This is a genomic window from Bacteroides sp. 1_1_14, assembly GCF_000162515.1.
GTDB lineage: Bacteria > Bacteroidota > Bacteroidia > Bacteroidales > Bacteroidaceae > Bacteroides > Bacteroides thetaiotaomicron.
The window spans coordinates 1-879 of record NZ_GG774748.1; the positions used below are offsets into that span (position 1 = coordinate 1).

1 protein-coding gene and 2 pseudogenes are annotated in these 879 nt (G+C 46.4%); 2 read left to right on the forward strand and 1 reads right to left on the reverse strand.

The window, feature by feature from the left end; genetic code table 11:
- Nucleotides 1–260, forward strand: a pseudogene (locus HMPREF9007_RS28000) (hypothetical protein); the annotation flags it as partial.
- An 8-nt stretch (nt 261–268) separates the two neighbouring features.
- Nucleotides 269–647, forward strand: a pseudogene (locus HMPREF9007_RS28140) (hypothetical protein).
- 28 nt (nt 648–675) lie between these two features.
- Here the strand turns inward: HMPREF9007_RS28140 and HMPREF9007_RS00070 are convergent.
- Nucleotides 676–879, reverse strand: a 204-nt coding sequence (locus HMPREF9007_RS00070; protein ID WP_032850891.1) for a DUF4948 family protein, incomplete at its 5' end; no start/stop codon positions are given.

Below are 879 nucleotides of genomic sequence, written 5' to 3' on the forward strand. Positions count from 1 at the left end.
TGTATGTTCCGGTCATGTCGTTGCTTGCGTTTGCGAGGGTTTACCATACGTTTCAGCAATGTATGTGGGGTGTCTATTTAGTCCTTGCACTGGTGTATGTGATATGGGGTGAAAAGCTTTACGGAGTCCGCAGGCGCAAAGCCGTCATGAGCCACTATGCTGATAGAAGATTCAAGCCTGCAACAGGTTTTCTCCTTTTCTTCCTGCCAGTAATGTTTTTTGTGGCTATGATTATCACAATCGTTTCATTGATGAAATAAATAACGGCATGAAGAATAACGGCAGACAACGGTTCTATCTCTGGGACTACCTCTGGTGGATGGGGGAGAAATGGAAGCAGGCAAGACGAACAGGCAGGGTCGATGGCGAAATGATGCTCTCGATTTATATCTTCGCTCTTTTGATATTCCCTATGATGACTGTTACTATCCGGCTTTTTCCAGGTGTGTCGGCATTGTTGCCATGTGTCTTTTAGCATTGTCACATTTGCCGTTATGTCGCTCGTCAGCAGGATTTACAAATGGCGAGGCAAAGCAGTGATGTCTCACTATGCCAAGTGCAGGTTTAACGAACTCCTTGCGGTTCTGTTATTTTTCCTTGCGATGGCCATTATCTGCTTTATGATGTATCTTCTTGACAAAAAGTGATACATACTTTGATACGGACTCCGGGCCGTTATATCGAATGGTCTAACTCGATGTACCAGTTTCCCTTGATGGGCTTGTAAAGCGTGGTGTCGTTGTACGTCCTGCGGTAGATCTCGTTCAGGTCGCCATGTTCGGTGATACGGATATTCCGACGGCTTCTCAATCCGGGATCGTAAACGAAACTCTTGGACGTTCCCGCATCCACGATGCCGTGGGAGTAGTACGGCATAAC